The sequence below is a fragment of the Mobilibacterium timonense genome, from assembly GCF_900155555.1.
Classification (GTDB): Bacteria; Bacillota; Clostridia; order Peptostreptococcales; family Anaerovoracaceae; genus Allobaileyella; species Allobaileyella timonense.
The window spans coordinates 396,233-414,791 of sequence record NZ_FUHN01000007.1 but is presented as its reverse complement, the minus strand read 5'-3'; the positions used below and the strand labels follow the sequence as shown (position 1 = coordinate 414,791).

General features: G+C 54.4%; 17 protein-coding genes. 16 read left to right on the top strand and 1 reads right to left on the bottom strand.

The annotated features are described in order from the left end of the window. Positions 1 to 2: 2 nt before the first annotated feature. From BQ7382_RS04925 to BQ7382_RS04865, 13 genes are all read left to right on the top strand, one after another. Positions 3 to 785: a phosphatidate cytidylyltransferase gene (locus BQ7382_RS04925; protein ID WP_077391000.1), complete on the top strand. Its 783-nt coding sequence runs from the start codon at positions 3 to 5 to the stop codon at positions 783 to 785. 94 nt (positions 786 to 879) lie between these two features. After that, positions 880 to 2,025, top strand: a complete 1,146-nt coding sequence (locus tag BQ7382_RS04920; RefSeq protein ID WP_077390999.1) for a 1-deoxy-D-xylulose-5-phosphate reductoisomerase — start codon at positions 880 to 882, stop codon at positions 2,023 to 2,025. Positions 2,026 to 2,038: 13 nt separating this feature from the next. Further along, positions 2,039 to 3,052: an RIP metalloprotease RseP gene (gene rseP / locus BQ7382_RS04915; RefSeq protein ID WP_077390998.1), complete on the top strand. Its 1,014-nt coding sequence runs from the start codon at positions 2,039 to 2,041 to the stop codon at positions 3,050 to 3,052. Between the two features lie 32 nt (positions 3,053 to 3,084). Continuing rightward, the gene (gene ispG / locus BQ7382_RS04910) at positions 3,085 to 4,167 is read left to right on the top strand and encodes a flavodoxin-dependent (E)-4-hydroxy-3-methylbut-2-enyl-diphosphate synthase (RefSeq protein ID WP_077390997.1); all 1,083 of its coding nucleotides are present in this window, start codon (positions 3,085 to 3,087) and stop codon (positions 4,165 to 4,167) included. A 3-nt stretch (positions 4,168 to 4,170) separates the two neighbouring features. Continuing rightward, positions 4,171 to 7,638, top strand: coding sequence for a PolC-type DNA polymerase III (locus BQ7382_RS04905; protein WP_077390996.1), 3,468 nt, complete (start codon positions 4,171 to 4,173; stop codon positions 7,636 to 7,638). Positions 7,639 to 7,780: 142 nt separating this feature from the next. Beyond that, entirely contained in the window at positions 7,781 to 8,260 is a 480-nt protein-coding gene (locus tag BQ7382_RS04900; protein ID WP_159437230.1) for a ribosome maturation factor RimP, read from the top strand. A 9-nt stretch (positions 8,261 to 8,269) separates the two neighbouring features. Continuing rightward, positions 8,270 to 9,433 carry a transcription termination factor NusA gene (nusA, locus tag BQ7382_RS04895; protein ID WP_077390994.1) on the top strand — a complete coding sequence of 388 codons (1,164 nt, stop codon included), beginning with the start codon at positions 8,270 to 8,272 and terminating at the stop codon, positions 9,431 to 9,433. Further along, positions 9,434 to 9,709, top strand: coding sequence for an RNase P modulator RnpM (rnpM, locus tag BQ7382_RS04890; RefSeq protein ID WP_077390993.1), 276 nt, complete (start codon positions 9,434 to 9,436; stop codon positions 9,707 to 9,709). A 3-nt stretch (positions 9,710 to 9,712) separates the two neighbouring features. Continuing rightward, on the top strand, positions 9,713 to 12,682 hold the full coding sequence (infB, locus tag BQ7382_RS09860) for a translation initiation factor IF-2 (RefSeq protein WP_077390992.1): 2,970 nt from the start codon (positions 9,713 to 9,715) through the stop codon (positions 12,680 to 12,682). A 65-nt stretch (positions 12,683 to 12,747) separates the two neighbouring features. Next, the gene (rbfA, locus tag BQ7382_RS04880) at positions 12,748 to 13,167 is read left to right on the top strand and encodes a 30S ribosome-binding factor RbfA (RefSeq protein ID WP_077390991.1); all 420 of its coding nucleotides are present in this window, start codon (positions 12,748 to 12,750) and stop codon (positions 13,165 to 13,167) included. After that, positions 13,151 to 14,152 carry a DHH family phosphoesterase gene (locus BQ7382_RS04875; protein WP_159437229.1) on the top strand — a complete coding sequence of 334 codons (1,002 nt, stop codon included), beginning with the start codon at positions 13,151 to 13,153 and terminating at the stop codon, positions 14,150 to 14,152. The genes rbfA and BQ7382_RS04875 overlap by 17 nt, the downstream gene beginning before the upstream one ends. Continuing rightward, a complete protein-coding gene (gene truB / locus BQ7382_RS04870) occupies positions 14,149 to 15,102 on the top strand; it encodes a tRNA pseudouridine(55) synthase TruB (RefSeq protein WP_159437228.1) in 954 nt (317 codons plus the stop codon). Before BQ7382_RS04875 ends, truB begins: the two co-directional genes overlap by 4 nt. Positions 15,103 to 15,140: 38 nt before the next feature. Then, entirely contained in the window at positions 15,141 to 16,109 is a 969-nt protein-coding gene (locus tag BQ7382_RS04865; RefSeq protein WP_077390988.1) for a bifunctional riboflavin kinase/FAD synthetase, read from the top strand. Between the two features lie 21 nt (positions 16,110 to 16,130). Here BQ7382_RS04865 and BQ7382_RS04860 read toward each other — a convergent pair whose 3' ends face one another. Then, positions 16,131 to 17,057 (bottom strand): LysR family transcriptional regulator, encoded by a 927-nt coding sequence (locus tag BQ7382_RS04860; protein WP_077390987.1) that lies wholly within the window; start codon positions 17,055 to 17,057, stop codon positions 16,131 to 16,133. Between the two features lie 118 nt (positions 17,058 to 17,175). Here BQ7382_RS04860 and BQ7382_RS04855 point away from each other — a divergent pair, with 118 nt between their 5' ends. The 3 genes from BQ7382_RS04855 to BQ7382_RS04845 are packed head-to-tail and all read left to right on the top strand — an operon-like array spanning position 17,176 to position 18,522. Then, the gene (locus BQ7382_RS04855; protein WP_159437227.1) at positions 17,176 to 18,081 is read left to right on the top strand and encodes a DMT family transporter; all 906 of its coding nucleotides are present in this window, start codon (positions 17,176 to 17,178) and stop codon (positions 18,079 to 18,081) included. A gap of 25 nt (positions 18,082 to 18,106) precedes the next feature. Then, a complete protein-coding gene (locus BQ7382_RS04850; protein WP_077390985.1) occupies positions 18,107 to 18,319 on the top strand; it encodes a hypothetical protein in 213 nt (70 codons plus the stop codon). After that, complete coding sequence (locus tag BQ7382_RS04845; RefSeq protein ID WP_077390984.1) at positions 18,286 to 18,522, top strand: hypothetical protein; 237 nt, start codon at positions 18,286 to 18,288, stop codon at positions 18,520 to 18,522. Before BQ7382_RS04850 ends, BQ7382_RS04845 begins: the two co-directional genes overlap by 34 nt. Positions 18,523 to 18,559: the final 37 nt, after the last annotated feature.

The window sequence follows — 18,559 nt, the reverse complement described above, 5'->3', positions numbered from 1 at the left end:
CAATGAAGACGAGGATAATATCTGGAATATGCATGGTACCCCTGCTCCTGGTTGTATACTTCGGCGGGATCCCGCTGCTCATCGCGGCGGCGCTTGTATCCTACATAGGAGTGACGGAGTTCTTTAACGGATTCAACAACATGGGAATACGCCCGTCCAGGAAGATCGCATACTGCATGATAACCATACTTTACGTTGGTTTCCTGGTGAACGGTCATAACCCTGTGTTCCTCATGGGCTGGATCCTCCTGTCCATCACGGCCTCCCTTCTGTACGGCTGGGACATAGTGAACAGGTCCCCGGAAGATTCCATGGCCACCCTCACAGGCATCGTCTACATCGTTTTCTTTACATATCATATAGTGCTCATCGACCACACTGCGTATTCTGAGCTGGTGTGGCTGGTGCTCATCGCGGCCTTCGGGTCCGACATCATGGCTTACTTCACGGGATACGCCTTCGGAAAACACAAGCTGTGTCCGAACCTGAGCCCTAAGAAGACCATCGAGGGAGCCATAGGAGGAGCGCTCGGCGCAACCGTTTTCGGAGGCCTTTTCGGATATTTCTTCATGCCGGGGCTTTTCCACGAATGCCTGATCATGGGTCTTGTGGGAGGCATCGTCTCCCAGTGCGGAGACCTGACCGCCAGCGCCTTCAAGAGAAAGATGGGCATCAAGGACTACGGTCACCTCATACCAGGTCATGGCGGGATCATGGACAGGTTCGACAGCGTGATCTTCGTTGCTCCATTCATCTATTACAGTATCGTTTTCATCCTTCCATAGACGTGTGGTAGCATTCCACGATATGGAAGGCGCGCCTGACGTGACAGAAAGAACAGACAGACGTGACAGGAAGGCAAGATAGGAAAGAACGTTTATGAAAAAAATACTGATCCTGGGAAGCACCGGGTCCATAGGGACTCAGGCCCTGGACGTGATTAGAAGCAACCCCGACAAGTTCCAGGTGGCCGGCCTTACGTGCAGGTCGAGGATACGGGAGCTGAGAGAACAGATAAGAGAGTTTTCACCTCAGGCGGTCGCCGTGGAGAGAGAAGAGGATGCCATGGCTCTGGAAAAGGAGTTTTCAGGGCTCCAGGTGTACTGCGGCAGCCGGGGGCTGAGAGACATCACCCACGTTGACTGTGACATGATCATCAATTCCCTCATGGGGATAAGCGGCATGGTTCCTACGTATGAGGCCATATCTCAGGGCAGGGACATCGCTCTCGCCAACAAGGAGACACTCGTGGCGGGGGGTGAGATCATAACATCATTCGCTGCGGAAAAAGGAGTCTCCATCATCCCTGTGGACAGCGAACACAGTGCAATATTCCAATGTCTGCAGTCCCGAGGGGGATCCGGTGTAAAGAGGATACTCCTCACGGCGTCAGGAGGTCCGTTCAGGAAATGTTCACGGGAGGAGCTTGAGCAGGTGACTCTTGAGCAGGCGCTCAACCATCCGAAGTGGTCCATGGGTAACAAGATAACCATCGATTCGGCCACCATGATGAACAAAGGCCTTGAGGTCATAGAAGCCAGGTGGCTCTTTGACGTTGACCCTGAGAGGATAGAGATCCACGTCCACCCTGAGAGCATCGTACACTCAATGGTGGAATTCGAGGACACATCTGTGATCGCTCAGATGGGCCTGCCGGACATGAGGCTCCCGATAAGCTATGCCCTGGGATACCCGAAGCGTGTGGACTTCGGAGGGGACAGCCTGGACTTTTTCACGGAAGCCCCGGTGCTCCACTTCGAAAAGCCTCGGAGAGACGTTTTCAAGTGCATCGATATAGCATATTCCTCCATAAAGGAGGGGGGGACGGCTCCGTGCTACATGAACGGGGCGAACGAGGAGCTCGTGCACCACTTCCTTAAGGGCCGCATAGGCTTCCTGGACATACAGAACACCCTTGAGACGCTTATGGATCGGTATCAGGCGGGGAGGGCCTCCTCTGTGGAGGAGCTCCTCGACGTGGACGGCAGAGCGCGAAGGGACGTAAGAGAGGCCTTGGGCCTGTAAGAACGGAAACTATATGGTAATAACGATCATACTTACGGTAATTCTTTTCATGATCCTGGTCATACCCCACGAATTCGGACACATGGTAGCGGCCAAGAAGATGGGCGTGAAAGTGAACGAGTTCGCAGTCGGCATGGGACCCGCTCTGTGGAAGAAGCAGAAGGGGGAGACCCTTTATTCCCTGAGGGCCATTCCTCTTGGGGGATATACCGCTATGGAAGGAGAAGACGAGGAAGGGAACGATGATCCCAGAGCTTTCGGAAATGCCGCGTGGTGGAGGAAGCTGGTCATACTTTTTGCCGGCGCCTTCAACAATATCCTGGTGGCCCTTCTCACGATCATCATCGCTGTGACCATCATGGGCATCCCGACGAATCAGCTGTCCAGCGTGGACAAGTCCGGTCCGGCGTACCAGGCGGGGATCCGCCAGGGAGACGAGATAGTCTCGGTGAACGGTAACGAAGTATCCAGCTGGGGAGATACGGTGACGCAGCTGGAAAAGGCAGATCCCATCGCCCCGGTGAAGATCGTGGTAGACAGAGACGGTGAAGAGAAGAGTTATTCTGTCGCGATGGAAAAGTCTGATGACGGCACGGGCAGGTACATAATAGGCATCCAGGCGGGAAGATCCAGGAACGTCTTCAAGTGTGTATACTACGGAGGCGTTGCGACCTGGGAGCTCAACAAGTCGATGCTGAAGGCCTTCGGACAGCTGTTCAGCGGAAAGCTGACAGCCGACGACGTATCCGGGCCGGTGGGACTGGTGACCATCGTGGACAAGGCCAGAGCAAATGGCATCGTGACCATCCTTTATCTGGTGGCGCTGGTCAGCCTCAACCTGGCCGTGGTAAATCTGCTGCCGCTTCCGGCACTGGATGGTGGACGCATTCTTTTCGTGATAGTGCGGAAGCTGTCCGGCAACAGGATAACGGATGCCATGGAAGGTTATGTGCACCTGGCCGGAATGGCTATACTATTTGCCCTGTTCATATTCATAACTTGGCACGACATAACGAAGCTGCTGTGACGGCTTCTCTCATTTAATGACGGGAGATAGAAATGACTAAACAGGTGAATTGCGGCGGCGTCCTCATCGGAGGAGGAGCGCCGGTCTCAATACAGTCCATGACAAACGTGGACACAAGAGACGAAAAGGCTCTGCTGGCGCAGATCAGAGAGCTTGAAAAGGCGGGCTGTCAGATCGTCAGGGTCACGGTGCCCGACAACGAGGCGGCAGATTCCTTTGCCAGGGTGCGCAGGCAGACCGACATGCCGCTGGTGGCGGACATCCACTTTGACTACAGGATGGCCCTCAGGGCGATAGACGCCGGCGCCGATAAGATAAGGATAAATCCGGGAAACATCGGCGGCAGAGACAAGCTTAAACTGGTCGTGGATGCGGCAAAAAAGAGGAACATCCCGATCCGTGTAGGAGTCAATTCAGGCTCGCTGGAAAAGGACCTTGTGGATAAATATGGCAGGGTCACTGCCCGTGGGCTTGCGGAGAGCGCAGTCAGGACTCTCGGCATGATAGAGGAGATGGATTACGACCAGCTGGTGCTGTCCGTGAAGTCTACGGACGTCAGGATGACCTACGACTGTCACATGCTCCTGAAGGACATGACCGACTATCCACTCCACATCGGCATTACCGAATCTGGTACACCAAGAAATGGCATAATCAAATCGGCGGTAGGCATCGGAGGTCTCCTGCTTGCCGGGATAGGTGACACCATAAGGGTGTCGCTGACCACCGATCCGGTAGAGGAGGTCTACTGTGCCAGGAGGATACTGGAGGCTGCAGGTCTGAGAAAGAGGAGCATCGAGATCGTATCCTGTCCTACCTGTGGTAGAACACAGGTGGACCTCATCGGTCTCGCCAACAGAGCTGAGGACGCTCTGGCACCATTGGCTGCAAAGAGAGAGACTCTGGGGCTGAGGCCTCTCAAGGTCGCCATCATGGGGTGCGTGGTAAACGGCCCTGGAGAGGCTAAGGATGCAGATTACGGCATTGCCGGAGGCAGAGGCCAGGGGCTGATCATCGCCGGGGGAGAGGTCGTCCGCACCCTTCCTGAGAATGAGCTGATCGGTGTTCTGGTAGAAATGATAGAAGAAGACACGAGAAAGGAAAGCGGGAAGTAGTATATGATCAATGATCCATCAGGAGTCCTGGACCCCGAGGTGCTGGCGAAGTCCCAGGGCAGGGCTCCGGAAGATCTGAATTTTCAAATACAGGAAGCGAAGCTGAACAGGCATACGGGAGTCCTGACACTGAGCGTCAGGCTCAATTTTTCTGTGCCCAAATATCTGGAATCCCGGATGAAGAAAGAATACATGAAGGGGATGAAGGATATCGAAGGCCTCGACTTCGAGTGGATCCTGGAGCAGGACAGAACTGTCGTTCAGCGCATCGATGAAAAAAAGAGCGATAACAGCAGTGACTCTTCGGGAGAGAAGTCGCCGGTGATAAAGGGCCGCATGATAAAAGGAAGCCCAATGAGCTATGGCGATGCCTTCGTCCTCACCGACACAGATGAAGAGGTGATTGTGGACGGAGACGTTTTTTCCATGGAGGGAAAAGAGATCTCATACAAGGATCGCAAGGGCGATGCCAAAAAGGGCGTCATCTTCATGATGGAGATCGAGGACCACAACAGAGCCATGGGCGTAAAGAGCTTCATGGATCCGGAAAAGTTTGCGGAAGTAAGCGAGAACCTTTCGGAGGGTGACAGGGTCCGTGTCTCTGGAAAGATCAAGAGCGACAGGTTCGAGCACGAGGCTCTGATGGATGCCAGGAACATCAATGTTATACCAAACGTCTGCAAGGAGGAGAGATACCCTGGTGAAAAACGCCGGGTAGAGCTCCACGTCCACACCAGGATGAGCGATAACGACGGCTTCAATGAGGTGGACAAGCTGGTTGAGCAGGCGGCGGCCTGGGGTCAGCCGGCTGTGGCCATCACGGACCACGGCGTCGTCCAGGCTTTCCCTGATGCGGCAAACACCGCAAAAAAACTTGAAGGTAAGGGAAAGAACATCAAGGTGATCTATGGAATGGAGGGATACCTCTATCCCGACGAGGACGCATGGGACGAAGACGGGAACATAGACATCAAGAAACATAAGACATATCACATCATCCTGCTGGCAAAGAACAAGACCGGCCTCAAGAACCTGTACAAGCTGGTCTCATACTCCCACATCGACTACTTCTACAAGAAGCCGAGGCTTCCCAGATCTGTCCTCAGCAAATACAGAGAGGGCCTGATCATAGGAAGTGCCTGCGAGGCGGGAGAGATATACAAGGCCGTGGAGAACGGCGCAACAGATGAGGAACTGGACAAGCTTGCCGGCTTTTACGATTACCTGGAGATACAGCCGCTTGGAAACAATCAGTTCATGATAGATGAGGGAATAGTTTCATCCAGAGAAGACCTTATCAACAACAATCTGAAGATACTCCATTGTGCGGACAGGCTCGGCAAGCTCACAGTGGCCACAACGGATTCCCACTATCCCACTAAGGAGGCGGCAGTAAACAGAAACATCATAATGGCCGGCATTGGATTCAAGGATACGAATTCCGACAGCCTTTATCTCAGGACCACCCAGGAGATGCTGGATGAGTTTTCATATCTTGGAGACCGTGCGGAAGAGATAGTCATCGACAACACGAATAAGATAGCCGACATGTGCGAGTCGTTCCAGCCGGTGCCTGCCGAAAAGTACCCTCCGCACATCGACGGGGCGGAGGAGACCCTCAAGAACACCTGTTATGAAACAGCGAAGAGCATCTACGGAGATCCCCTGCCGGAGCCGATCCAGGACAGGCTGGACACGGAGTTGAAGTCCATAATCGGCAACGGGTACGCCGTGATGTACGTGGCCGCTCAGATGCTGGTAAAGAAGTCCAACGAGGACGGATACCTTGTAGGAAGCCGTGGTTCCGTTGGATCTTCATTTGCTGCCGCCATGGCGGGGATCACGGAGGTGAATCCCCTGAGACCGCATTACATCTGTCCGGAGTGTAAGTACCTGGAATTCACAGATGACGTTGAGAAATACGATGTTGGTTTCGACATGCCGGACAAGAAATGTCCTCGCTGCGGCCACGAGCTGAACAAAAACGGCCTGAACATCCCTTTTGCCACATTCCTCGGCTTCAAGGGAAACAAGGAGCCTGATATCGACCTGAACTTCGCGGGAGAGTATCAGCCGCAGGCCCACAAGTACGTGGGCGTGATCTTCGGGGAAAAGAACGTGTACAAGGCCGGGACCGTTTCGACCATAGCGGAGAAGACGGCTTACGGTTACGTGAAGCACTACGCCGAGGAGAAGCAGATCCCCATGAGCAAGTACGACATGGACTGGCTCGTGAAGGGGTGCAGCGGGGTGAAGAGGACGACGGGCCAGCACCCGGGAGGTATCATAGTCGTCCCTGACGATCACGAGATCTTCGAGTTCTGTCCGATACAGAAGCCGGCGAATAAGAGGGATGTGGACATCATCACCACACACTTCGACTACCACAAGATAGACAAGAACCTGCTCAAGCTGGATATCCTGGGCCACGATGTGCCCCAGATGATAAAGCACCTGCAGGACATGACGGGAGTGGACCCGCTCAAAATAAAGCTGGACGATCCGGCCACCATAAGCATTTTCACGTCTCTGGACGCACTGAACATCAAGAATCCGGATTACAGGTTCAAGCACGGGACTTTTGCCATTCCAGAGTTCGGGACGAACTTCACCAGGGCCATGCTTGACGACGTACAGCCGAAGACCATCTCGGCCCTGATCAAGATCTCCGGATTCTCTCACGGAACGGACGTGTGGACCAACAACGCCCAGGACATCATAAAGAACAACATCGCAGGGATAGACGAGGTCATCTCCTGCCGTGACGACATCATGAACTACCTGATCAACAAGGGCCTGGACAACAGTGACGCCTTCAGGATCATGGAGGACGTGAGAAAGAACAGGGAACTGAAGGAGGACGAGCTCGAGCTCATGTACAGCCACGGCGTTCCGGAGTGGTACGTGGAATCCTGCAGGACGCTGAAATACCTTTTCCCGAGGGCGCACGCGGCGGCATACGTCATGATGGCGATACGAATGGCCTGGTTCAAGGTGCACTACCCGGCGGCGTTCTACTGCGCATATCTCTCTACGAAGATCGACGACTTCGACATCCAGGCCGCAAAGGGTGGTATCAGGGCCGTGGAGAGGGAGATGGACGCACTGTACGCCATGGGGCCGGGTATCACGGCCAAGCAGAAGGCTCATCTCACGGTATATGAGGTCATGTACGAGATGTTCTCACGCGACATAGAGTTTTCCATGCCATGCCTTGGCGTTTCTGCTCCAGACAGGTTCAACGTTGTGGATGGCACTGTGAACATCCCGTTCGGGGCGGTCAGCGGCATCGGCCATTCCGCCGCAGTTTCGCTGTGCGAGGCGTACGATGAGGCGCCTTTTACCACCATTGATGACGTGAGGAGCAGGACCAGCCTTTCACAGACGAACATCGACGATCTGAAGAGCTGCGGACTCTTCGAGGGACTGCCGGAATCCTCGCAGGTATCGATTTTTGAGCTTTTCCAGTAAAATACCGTCACAATGTGGTTGGACAGGCAAAAAACCATTGCAAATACTAGAGTTATTTGATATATTCTTTATGCACGTTTGATTCAGAAAGAGTGGGGCAACCCACTCTTTCAGTTATGTTATGCATTTTTACAGGAGAAGCATGGCTAAAAGAGAACAGATCGTCAGTCAGATCACAGAACTCGTGGAGTCTCATATCGATGGAAAGGACCTTGAGGTCTATCTTGTGGAATACAAGAAGGCCGGCCCGGCCTGGAAGCTTAGAGTGGTGCTCGACAAGCCCGAGGACAGCGAAGACCGGTACGTGAGCATAGAGGAATGCGAGGATGTCGCCCGCTACCTGGGAGATTCTCTGGATGATCTGGATATAATAGACGGCAGGTATGACCTGGAAGTGGAGTCTCCGGGACTGGATCGGGAGCTTCTCAAGGACAGGGATTTTACCCGCTTTGCCGGGGAGCTGGTAGAAGTGAAGCTCTATAAGGCATCAAACGGAAAGAAGCAGTTCCAGGGCACTCTCAGGGGCCTGGAGGACGGCAGAATAGTGATAGACACAGATGACGGTCAGGAGTCATTCGACAGAAAGGATGTGTCGAAGATCAACCTGGCAGTCGTTTTTTAGGAGGATAAGATGAACAAAGAGTTTCTTGATGCACTTGACGAGCTTGAGAGAGAGAAAAACATCCCGAAGGAGGAGATTATCACCGCAGTTGAGACCGCAGTGAAGACAGCCTACGAGAAGAACTTCGGTGGAAATACACTGGTGGAGGTAGACCGGGAGACCGGAGAGGTCCAGGTGTTCCTGATCAAGGAAGTCGTTGAGGATCCGGAGGACGACGAGAATCAGATATCGCTGGAAGTTGCCAGGTCATACGATCCCGACTACGAGGTGGGAGACGAGATGTATTTCCCTATCGATCCTAAAGACTTTGGAAGGATCGCAGCTCAGACCGCTAAGCAGATAGTAGTTCAGAAGGTCAAGGAGGCTGAGAGGCAGAGCACCTATTCCAGGCTCAAGGACAAGCAGGGAACTCTGGTGTCCGGAAGGATCGAGAGGATCAACAACGGTACAATATTCCTGGCCATCGACAATACTGAGGGCATACTTCCGGTATCCGAGCAGGTCAAGACAGAGCACTTCAACGTGGGAGACCGGATCAAGGTGTTCGTGATGGACGTCAAGGATCCGAACAGGCCGAAAGCCTCGAAGAACGGACCACAGGTCTTCTTCTCCCGCAGCCATCCGGGCCTCGTGAGAGAGCTTTTCAAGCTGGAGATCCCGGAGATCGCAGACGGTACTGTGGAGATCAAGGGTATAGCGAGAGAAGCGGGATCCAGGACCAAGATCGCAGTTTACTCCCACGATCCTGACGTGGATCCTGTGGGAGCATGCGTCGGTAACAGGGGCTCCAGGGTCCAGAACATCGTTGACGAGCTGAACGGCGAGAAGATCGACATCATAGTGTGGGACGAGGAGCCTGCGGTGCTGATCAGCAACGTGCTGAGACCTGCCGTAGTGGAGAGCGTTTACATCGAGGAGAACGAGCAGGAAAAGATGGCTATCGCCGTCGTGCCTGAGCAGCAGCTTTCTCTTGCCATCGGAAGAGAGGGACAGAACGTAAGGCTGGCGGCAAGAGTCAGCGGATGGAAGATAGATATCAAGAGCAGAGAGCAGCTGGAGAATTCCGGATTCCAGTTCGACGAATACGAGGACGTGGATGAGGAAAAGGTCGCCGAGGCGCCTGAGGATGCAGGCACTCCGGCGGAAGAGGCTGATGAAGCGGCAGGAGAATAGATGACGGAAAAGAAAATTCCCATGCGCCGCTGTGTGGGATGCATGGAGTCTCATCCTCAGAAGGACATGATACGGGTGGCCTGGGACGGAGAGAGGCTCGCTGTGGACACCACTGGCAAGGCTAAAGGCAGAGGAGTGTATTTCTGCCGGAACAGCGAGTGCATTGAAAAGGCGAAAAAGAGCAGAGGGCTTAACAGAAGCTTCAAGAGAGGTTTCAGCGAAGAAGAGACTGACGGTATCTTCCGGGAGCTGCTTATGCTGGTTAAGGAGGTATAGCGAATGGCGAAAAAAAAAGTGAGTGATCTGATTGAAGAGCTTGGCATCGAGTACGATGAATTGAAAAAGATGACCCAGTCTCTGGATATCGAGATCAAAACCAGAGAAAGCAGCATAGATCAGTCAGATGCCGACAGGATCGCAGACACGGTTTCGAGGCTCAAGGGATCCCGTTCATCTTCGGGAAGCTCTTCAAAGCACAAGAACAAGGTCATGCCGATACTGGGCAAGGCCATGCCGAGAAGAAAGAAGAAGGCGGACATTGAGGCTGAAGAAAAGGCTGCAGAAGAGAAGGCAGCGGAGGAAAAGGCTGCAGAGGAAGCTCCGCAGAAGCCTCATGAGTCTGCGGAGAAGAGCGAGGCGGTGGAGACTGCAGCTTCCGCATCTGAGAAGCCTGAAAATGAAGTAAAGGCCAGCGCCGATGAGGATAAGGCAAAAAAAACTTCTGAGAAGGCTCCTGAGGCGGAAAAGACAGAAGAGAAGTCCGCGGAGAAGGCAGAGGCTCCAGTGTCCGAAAAGGCCCCTGAGGTCTCCGGAGCGCAGGAAAAGAAGGCAGAGGCTCCTGCCGAGGAGAAGGCATCCGGCAAGGCGGAAGACAGTGCACCTTCTAAGGCTGAGGAGAGGACCGGCGAGAAGACTTCTCACGCGTCGAAAAAGCATGAGGAGAAGAGCGCCGACAAGTCTGTAGAAGATAAAAAGGAAGAGAAAAAAGAAGAGAAGAAAGAGGCGAAGAAGGAGAAAGAGGAGTATGTGAATGCTCCGAACAAGCCTATGCGCTTCAAGAAGGTCTTCGACGTCAAGAAGGATTCAAAGCCCGAGGAGAAGAAGAACTCCGGAAAGAAGTCCAGAGATGCGAAGGGCAAGGGCAAGAACGATAACGGCGGCAGCAAGGACCGCAGGGACAAGAACAGCAGCCGCAGGCAGTCCAGATCCGGAGAGGGTCGCACGGATGAAAGAAGAAATGAGGGAGCACAGGCACCTCAGACATCCGGGAAGCACTCAGGAAAGAGCGGAAAGACCAAGAAAGTCTTCGACAAGAAAGAAAGAGGAGACGGCTCTCACGAGAGACATAACCGTTTCGAGAAACAGGGCAACGGCGGCGGGAAGAATTCCAGGTACTACGATGAGAGGACTCTGGAAAAGCAGCAGCGCCACAAGTACAAGAATAAGCAGAAACAGCAGGAGCCTGAGGAGAGCATAGAGGATCTCCTGCCAGAGGGCACCATCGCCATCACCGTTCCGATCACAGTTGCGGGACTGGCAGAGCAGGCGGAGGTATCACCTTCGATGGTCATCATGGCTCTGATGAAGCTGGGCATTATGGCCACCATCAACCAGACCCTGGACAAGGATACAGTGGAGATGCTGGCAGAGGATCTCGGCATCAGCATCGCCGTTACGGAAGAGCACGAGGAGGAAGAAGAGCCGGGTCTGGAGCTCCATGAGGATGCGGAGTCCGAGCTGAAGCCTAGAGCTCCGATCATCACCGTGATGGGACACGTAGACCACGGTAAGACGTCCCTGCTGGACGCCATCAGAAACACGAACGTGACCGAGGGAGAGTCCGGAGGCATCACGCAGCACATCGGTGCGTCCGAGGTAAACATCAACGGAAAGAAGATCGTATTCCTGGATACTCCGGGACATGAGGCGTTCACCACCATGCGTGCAAGAGGTGCGCAGATCACCGATATCGCGGTGCTGGTAGTTGCCGCGGACGATTCCGTAAAGCCGCAGACCATCGAGTCCATCAGCCATGCCAAGGCGGCAAACGTTCCGATCATCGTGGCCATCAACAAGATGGACAAGCCTGGCGCAAACCCTGACAAGGTAAAGAAGGACCTTGCCGACAACGGAGTCCTCGTAGAGGACTGGGGCGGAGACACGATCTGCGTTCCTGTTTCGGCCAAGAAGGGCGAAGGAATACACGAGCTCCTCGAGATGATCCTCCTCCAGGCCGAGATGCTTGAGCTCAGGGCGAACCCTGACAGGCTGGCCATGGGAAGCGTGATCGAGGCCAGGCTGGACAAGGCGAGAGGACCTGTTGCCACACTGCTGGTGATGAACGGTACTCTCAAGACCGGACAGAGCATCGTGGCAGGAACATGCCACGGCAAGATCCGTCTCATGACGAACTACAAGGGAGACACCATCAGAAAGGCCCTCCCGGCAACTCCTGTGGAGGTGCTGGGACTCAACGATGTTCCGCTCGCCGGTGACGCCTTCAATGCTGTGAAGGATGACAAGACGGCCAGGGAGATCGCCGAGAACAGAGCCGAGAAGATGAGAGAGGAAGTACTGGCGAAGAACTCCAGCACCACTCTCGAAAAGCTGTTCTCGCAGATCAAGGAAGGCGAGGTCCAGAACCTGAATATCATCGTAAAGGCCGATGTACAGGGATCTGTCGGTGCCATCATCACCTCCCTTGAGAAGCTGAACAACGACGAGGTAAAAGTAAACATCATCCACTCCGGAGTGGGTACCGTGACCGAGTCCGACGTTATGCTGGCTGAGACGTCTGGTGCCATAATCATCGGATTCAACGTAAGGCCTACGACGGCGGTAATGAATCAGGCATCTGACGCCAACGTCGAGGTCAGACTGTACAGAGTCATCTACGACATCATCGACGACGTGGAGAAGGCCATGAAGGGAATGCTGGCTCCGGAGTTCCAGGAAAAGGTACTTGGAAAGGCGGAGATCAGGGAGACCTTCAAGGTCCCGAACATCGGCATCGTCGGCGGTGCGTACGTCACCGAGGGCAAGATGCAGAGGAACATGCAGATCCGCCTGGTAAGAGACGGCATCGTGATCCACGAGGGCATGATCTCATCCCTGAGGCGTTTCAAGGACGACGTCAAGGAAGTGAACCAGGGCTACGAGTGCGGTATCGGCATAGAGAACTACAACGATATCAAGCCTGGAGACGTTATCGAGTGCTTCACCATGGTAGAGGTGGAGAGAGACTTATAAACGGCAATAACGAGTGCAGCTGTGCCTGAGGTGCAGCTGCATTATTTGCAGGAGAGGTAAAATACATGAAACAGGTACGACAGGGACGGCTGGAGGAGGAGATCAGGAAAAGCGTGAGCTCGCTCCTTCTCAACGGGATCAAGGATCCCGTGCTCACGTCCAGGATCATAACCATATCCGACGTGAACGTTACGAGAGATGGCAGCTATGCGTATATATACATAACTCCGCTGGTCCTCACGGGAGAGGACAGAGAACAGGTTGACAAAGAAGTCCTGGAGGGGTTTGATAGAGCAAAGGGCACTTTCAGAAACAAAGTGGGCAGAGACATCAAGCTGCGGCACACGCCTGAGCTGATCTTCCGCATAGACAATTCAATGGAAAACGGACGCCATATCGAGTCCGTTCTGAAGAAGATCCACGACAGCGAGGATGGAGCTGCCCGGGAGGATACAGGGGAAACTGGAGATGAAGACGAAAAATAATTCACTGGGCGAGATAGCCGGAGAACTGAAGAAGGCAAAAAGAGTGGTGATCTTTCCGCACATGAACGTGGACGGAGACGCCATGGGGACAGCCTCTTCCATATGTCTCGGCCTGAGGAGCCTGGGCATCGACAGCTATGTATATCTTGATGAGAGCATCCCGAACAATCTGGATTTTCTCGAGGCCGGATGCTGTACGGGTGATCCCGATATCGTGAACGGGGATACCACGGTGCTCATGGTGGACTGCAGCAGCGTTTCCAGGATAGGCCGGAGAAAAGATGTATTTCTTAGGGGCGGGAGATCCATCTGCATCGACCATCACAGCACTGGCGAAGGAGATACCACTTTTGACATGGAGCACATAGAACCGGACTCGGCCGCGTGCTCAGAGCTGGCATATCTCCTGCTGATGGAGCTCGGGGTGACGCTGGATCTCGCCATGGCGAACAGCCTTTTTGCCGGGATATCCACAGATTCGGGGAATTTTCAGTACAGCAACACCACCGCCAGGACACATCTTATCGCGGCAAAATTGTTCGATGTACCGGGTTTTGATCCGAAGGCGGTGAGTTCGCTGGTGTACGAAAGAAATTCATTCTCTTCCATGAAGATGAGTTCGCTGGTAGTGGAGAGAGCGCGGTTCATGTGCGGCGGCAAGCTGGTGTACGGCGAGATCACCATGGACGATCTCGAGAGGACCGGTGCGCAGATGAATGAGACGGACGGGATCATTCAGCGACTGATGAGCATAGACGGAGTAGAGACCGCTGTCATTTTCAAGGAGAATGGGCCTGATCTGGTCAAGGTCAGCATGAGGGCCAGGTCATGGCTCAACGTGGGCGATGTGGCTCAGCGCCTCGGAGGCGGCGGTCACGTTCGCGCTGCAGGCTGCTCCCTGAAAATGGGCCTCGATCAGGCGGAGCCAGTGGTCCTGGATGAATTGAAGAAGCAGATGGAGATAGACAGTCAGGAGAAGTTTTGATATCAGAGGGAGTTATTAATATCAACAAGCCCGAAGGCCTCACATCACATGACGTGGTGGCCAGAGTGCGGAGAAGGCTGGGGATAAAACGGACCGGGCACACCGGGACGCTGGATCCGATGGCCTCGGGAGTCCTGCCCGTGTGCTTCGGCCGCGCCACGAGGATGATCCAGTACTACGACGGCGACTTCAAGACATATGAAACAGAAATGAAACTGGGTACGGTAACCGATACCCTGGATTCCACTGGGACCATCCTGGAGACAAGAGACTTTTCTGGGGTCGCGGAAGATGATGTGGAGGAGGCCTTCGGCAGCTACACCGGGGAGATCCGCCAGATCCCCCCAAAGTTCTCCGCCCTCAAAGTGAACGGCAGGCCCCTGTATAAATACGCAAGGGAAGGCGCCGACATCTGCATGGAGGACAAGGCCAGGAACATTTTCATCAGAGAGATGGTATTGCAGGGCTGCGACCTGGAGAAAGGGACGGTCCACTTCATGGTCACCTGCAGCAAGGGCACGTACATACGCTCGATATGTGACGACATCGGCGCAAAACTCGGCTGCGGCGGGTGCATGACGTACCTCAGGAGGACCGCCAGCGGCTTTTTCACAGAGGAGAACGCCGTGGACCTCGACGCGATCATGGACATGGGTGATGACGAGCTGGAGAGGTTTATCATCCCCGTGGACCGGACTCTCGTTGACCTCGGGACCGCCAGGTTGAACGGCAGGGGTACCGATGACTTCCTGAACGGAAGGCCGGTGTCACAGGAAGACTGGAACATAGTGGAAAAGGTCGACCTTGCCGCCCGCGGGATCTACAGGGCGGAGGGCCTGGAAAACGTTTTCAGGGTCTATAGAGAAGATGGCGCCTTTGCCGGCACGGGTGCGCTGGTGCGTACGGAAGAAAGCGGAAACGGCCTGAAGGCCCTCAAGGTCTTCAGATAGGCCTGCGCAAGTTATTTTTACTGACAGCTGAGAACATAATGAAGGTTTATACTGATTTAGAGAATATAACAATAGACGGTGGTACCGCGGTGGCCCTCGGGAACTTCGACGGGGTCCACATCGGGCACAGGAAGATACTGTCCGCGGCGGAGCGGGCGGCCGAAGAGAAGGACCTGACCTCGCTGTGTTTCACCTTTTCGGTACACCCAAGGGAGTTCAAGGAGCTTTCGGGCGGAAAGGCATTGAGGTTTCTGTCCCAGCCCCAGGACAAGCTGGAGCTGATGTCGGACATCGGGATAGACGGGGTGATAGCGATCCCGTTTACGAGGGAGATCATGAAGATGGATCCCGAAGCATTTGTGAGGGACATCCTGGTGGACGGGCTTCACGCGAAGTCGGTCCACTGCGGATTCAACTACAGGTTCGGAGACAGGGCCTCGGGAGATCCGGAGCTGCTCAGGCGGCTCGGAGAGGAACTGGGATTCCAGGTCATCGTCCAGGATCCGGTGGAGCTGGATGGTGAGACCGTGAGCTCAACTGCCATAAGGGAGATCGTGGAACAGGGGAACATGGAAAAGGCGGAGAGGTTCCTAGGAAGACCCTTCGCTCTCAACGGAAAGGTGACTCAGGGCCGCCACATCGGCAGGACAATAGGCTTTCCAACAGCCAACTTTTTCCCGGATCCCCACATGGTGCTTCCCCCGAAGGGCGTATACTTCACGCAGGTGAAGATATTCGACGAGGAGGGCAGGCCGGAGACCGACGACGAAGGAAGAGAGGTGCTGTGGCCAGGGATAACCAACCTGGGCACGAAGCCGACGGTAGGAGGAACGCAGATGTCCGTGGAGACCTATCTGTACGACTTCAGCAGCGACATATACGGAAGGGAGATCCGGGTCTACTTCCTGAAGTGGGAGAGGCCGGAAAAGAACTTTGCGAGCCTCGAAGAGCTTCGGCAGATGATCCAGAAAAACTGCAGAGACGGCCGTGTGTTCCACGGCATATGAGCGGGCGCTATGGCCCGTTTTTTATTTTGCCTTGGCATCGGCGTCATGGCCCTCAGAGGCCTGTTCCGCAGAGCCGTTCAGGAGCGGCAGGTCGTTCTTCATGTATTCCAGGAAAAGGGCTGCGGCGGGAGAGATGAATCGCTTTTCGGATGCGGCTATGCCGATCGGGATGCGTATTTCGGGGCGTACCGGCAGGACCGCCACATCGCCTTTCCACAGCGTGCTGTACAGCCCGTTGACAAGTGTCACCCCTAGACCTGCCTCCACCATCTTGAAGGCGGCGTAAGAATCGAAGGCGGGGCTGGTGACCGATGGATGTATGCCGACGGAATCGAGGGCCCTCTGGCTGTCGGTGACTTTTCCCGGGAAATGGACTATGTAGTGGTCTGTCTCGAATCTCTTGAGTGGGTAAAAGCCGTCCTGAACGGAAGGGTGATCGGCAGGGACCCAGGCCTTCATTGGATCTCTGGTAAGTGGTATCCACTGGCAGTTCCCTTCTCTTCGGCTGATGATCCCGATGTCCAGCTCGCCGGAGGTGATCCTTTTCATCATCAGATCTGAATTGATGCCTCCCTGGATCTCTATGGAGATGCCGGGGTGTTTTTCTTCGAAGCGCGTCACCAGCCTGGACAGTGGTCTGTAATAGGTGCTGTATGCGCTGGAGATCCTTATCTCTCCAGTTATGCCGTCCACGGCTTCTTTTGCCCTGCTCTGGATGTCGTCTGCAAGGCGGACAAGATCCTTCATCGCAGGAAGCATCTGAAGGCACCCGCGGGTGGGAGAGACGCCGCCTTTGCTCCTGATGAGGAGAGGGATGCCGAGTTCCTTTTCCAGGGTGTCCATCATCCGGCTCATTCCCGACGGGGTGTATCCCAGTTCCTCTGCTGCTGCTGTCATGTTTCCGGACTCTACGACGGCGATGAGCGCCCTGACCTTTCTCGTATCCACGGCGGCGACCTTTCTTTTGTGTTGATAGAAAATCAAATCAAACTTGAAACTTTAGCGATTTACTCATAACATACCATCTAATATAATCTTGTCAAGATGAGACATAACAGGAACATCTGTGAAAGGAAAAAGTGGGGGACAGGAAAAGATGGAGCTTAACGAGAGGACTGGAAAGATACTGCTGTTCACCGTGCTGGCGCTGAGGAGCACGTCGCTGCTGTTTTCAACTCTTGGTCTCGAGGCTATGGGACCATTCACGCTGCTTGGATACAGGTTTCTCCTGGCCTTTGCGGTGCTCGTGGTCATATTCTGGAAGAGGCTGAAGACGATAGACCGCAGCGTGCTTATACACGGCACTGTGATGGGGATCCTTTTCTTTCTCACCATGACCTGCGAGACCTTCGGTCTCAAGATGACCAATTCCTCGACCACCGCTTTCCTTGAGAACACGGCCGTAGTACTGGTACCGATAGCTGACGGATTACTGGTGCGCCGCTTCCCGGGAAAGTCAGTGATAATCAGCAGTTTATTCGCGCTTGCCGGAGTGGGGTTCATCACCTTGAAGGGCGGACACCTGGAATTTTCAACAGGGGTGATGCTGGACCTGCTGGCGGCGGTATTCTACACGTCCGTCGTGATCACCACAGACAGGTATTCGAAGACCGACGATGCCCCAATGCTCGGTGTGATCCAGATCGGCGTCATCGGGATCCTGAGCATGGTCTTTGCATTCGTGACTGAAGATCCTATCAGGAGCTTTTCTACAAATGTCTGGATCATGGTGGCATGCCTGGCGCTCATCTGCACATGTCTGGGCTTCACGCTTCAGCCAGTGGCTCAGAAACACGTTTCCGCCACCATCGCGGGCCTATACTGCGCTTGCTATCCTCTCATAACCGCGATACTCGGGGCCATTTTCCTGGGCGAGCGCATCGGCTGGAACGGAGTGATCGGAGGAGCCATGATCATCGGGGCAATGATCGCGGCCTCGCTGCCGGGGAAACCTATGAAAAAAGAATGTTAAGCCTGAGTACGGGGCGCTGAGGGAGATGAAGGACTGCGGCGTGCCCGCAGAATTTATCAAGAGCCTGAAAGATTCTGTTGACTGCAACCTCTATTTCTACGAAAATAAGGTCAGCGTCTCCACAATGTACGTGGTGCTGGCGGCATCAGTAGCGGCGCTGGTGGGGATTTACGTGCTGATGAACGAGGTAAAGTTGGATAAGAGATGGAAAAAGAGGAAAAGCGCAGCACAGAGCTGAGCGCAAGATCAGCGAAGAGAGTGAGCGTGGCGGCGGGAGTGATCGCGGGCGCCATTGCTGACGGATATCTCAGGCTCGTCAGCGGCGATGAGGGGAACCTGCTGGTGCACAGTGCGGTGTTCCTGATCGGGGCCGCGGCCGTGGCAGGTGCGGTCTACGGGATCCTGCACCTCAAGAGACAGACAGCGCGCAACAGAAAATGATGTGTCATAAAAAATGAGGGCCTGTACACCCGGTACA

What these genes read in the sequence shown, in the direction of transcription:
- rbfA (WP_077390991.1), top strand. Translation starts at nt 12,748, where the DNA reads ATGAAACAGGTACGACAGGGACGGCTGGAGGAGGAGATCAGGAAAAGC.
- BQ7382_RS04845 (WP_077390984.1), top strand. Translation starts at nt 18,286, where the DNA reads ATGGAAAAAGAGGAAAAGCGCAGCACAGAGCTGAGCGCAAGATCAGCG.
- BQ7382_RS04875 (WP_159437229.1), top strand. Translation starts at nt 13,151, where the DNA reads ATGAAGACGAAAAATAATTCACTGGGCGAGATAGCCGGAGAACTGAAG.
- rnpM (WP_077390993.1), top strand. Translation starts at nt 9,434, where the DNA reads ATGACGGAAAAGAAAATTCCCATGCGCCGCTGTGTGGGATGCATGGAG.
- ispG (WP_077390997.1), top strand. Translation starts at nt 3,085, where the DNA reads ATGACTAAACAGGTGAATTGCGGCGGCGTCCTCATCGGAGGAGGAGCG.
- BQ7382_RS04905 (WP_077390996.1), top strand. Translation starts at nt 4,171, where the DNA reads ATGATCAATGATCCATCAGGAGTCCTGGACCCCGAGGTGCTGGCGAAG.
- BQ7382_RS04900 (WP_159437230.1), top strand. Translation starts at nt 7,781, where the DNA reads ATGGCTAAAAGAGAACAGATCGTCAGTCAGATCACAGAACTCGTGGAG.
- BQ7382_RS04920 (WP_077390999.1), top strand. Translation starts at nt 880, where the DNA reads ATGAAAAAAATACTGATCCTGGGAAGCACCGGGTCCATAGGGACTCAG.
- rseP (WP_077390998.1), top strand. Translation starts at nt 2,039, where the DNA reads ATGGTAATAACGATCATACTTACGGTAATTCTTTTCATGATCCTGGTC.
- BQ7382_RS04850 (WP_077390985.1), top strand. Translation starts at nt 18,107, where the DNA reads ATGAAGGACTGCGGCGTGCCCGCAGAATTTATCAAGAGCCTGAAAGAT.
- BQ7382_RS04865 (WP_077390988.1), top strand. Translation starts at nt 15,141, where the DNA reads ATGAAGGTTTATACTGATTTAGAGAATATAACAATAGACGGTGGTACC.
- BQ7382_RS04925 (WP_077391000.1), top strand. Translation starts at nt 3, where the DNA reads ATGAAGACGAGGATAATATCTGGAATATGCATGGTACCCCTGCTCCTG.
- infB (WP_077390992.1), top strand. Translation starts at nt 9,713, where the DNA reads ATGGCGAAAAAAAAAGTGAGTGATCTGATTGAAGAGCTTGGCATCGAG.
- nusA (WP_077390994.1), top strand. Translation starts at nt 8,270, where the DNA reads ATGAACAAAGAGTTTCTTGATGCACTTGACGAGCTTGAGAGAGAGAAA.